This is a genomic window from Peribacillus sp. NPDC056705 (genome assembly GCF_043656335.1).
The window spans coordinates 1-1,047 of record NZ_JBHTYI010000281.1 but is presented as its reverse complement, the minus strand read 5'-3'; the positions used below and the strand labels follow the sequence as shown (position 1 = coordinate 1,047).

At 55.0% G+C, this 1,047-nt stretch carries 1 protein-coding gene and 1 pseudogene; one reads left to right on the top strand and one right to left on the bottom strand.

From position 1 onward, the window contains the following. Positions 1-391 (bottom strand): cupin domain-containing protein (locus ACFRAK_RS29715; protein WP_394573295.1); only part of this gene is annotated, 391 nt, incomplete at its 3' end. A 147-nt stretch (positions 392-538) separates the two neighbouring features. Between ACFRAK_RS29715 and ACFRAK_RS29710 the strand changes: the two are divergent. Further along, positions 539-1,047, top strand: a pseudogene (locus ACFRAK_RS29710) (dienelactone hydrolase); the annotation flags it as partial.

Sequence of the window (1,047 nt, the reverse complement as noted above, 5' to 3'; positions counted from 1 at the left end):
GCACCGGGATGCTTTGTCGGGCTAGTGAACGAAACGCCGCGGCATACGACTCGCTGCTCGCGGATTCGTTCAGTTCGAAGGCGACGTAGCATAAGGACAAGCCTTCCCGGCTGCGAATCTGGTGCTGCACGCCCGGCCTGGACAGGAACAAGGTGCCAGGATGAAGTTCGAATTCCGTCTCTTGCTCGATGTAGGTGCCGTTTCCCGTTAGCACATAACAGGCTTCGAAGAAAGAGTGCCTGTGCTCGGTATTGTCGAAGTGACGCGGCATAAATCCCCAGTAGTGCACCAGAATCGTTAGATCGGGCTGCTCCATACGAGTCAAGGCACGATTCAGAACGGAATTGGCGCGTTTGAATAATGGAATAAACGATTGGTGATGAATCAGCATCGGAGCGTAGTCTCCCCTTTGGCATATAGACTTTCAGCGTGATGGTTACCTCTCTAGTATATATCATGTTCCATCAATGCAAGAGGGAATGGCGCAAGCATGTCGAATATAAACGGTACTTCTGTTTCATATCAGGGAGGGAGAGGCATGGGAGCGATGGATCGCTTTCTGGAGAAGCTGTACGATTCCACGGACCATTGCCGGGGCAGCTTGAGCGGCTTGCGCGATGTACAAGAGCGAACACGTGTAATCAGGCGTCAGTTGGAGGGTGCATTGGGAGATTTCGGTTTCGCTCATCGGCAGCCGGATCATCACGGGGAACAGATCGAGCATACTGTGCTGGAAGACTATACTCGGGAACGCATGATCTTCCAGCTTGGCGATGAGCTGTCCGTTCCGGTATATGTCCTGACGCCACGCCAACACCCGGGGGGACCGCTGCCTGCCGTCCTTGCTCTGCATGGGCACGGTTATGGCAGCAAAGAGATCGTCGGACTGGCGCCGGATGGTTCCCCCGATTCGGCCGTGCCCGGTATTCATCAGCATTTTGCCGTTCAGCTTGTGCGGCGCGGGATGAAGGTATTCGCACCGGAGCTTGCTGGATTCGGAGATCGGCGATTGGCACGTGATCAAGACGAGGCACAACCGTGCTCTTG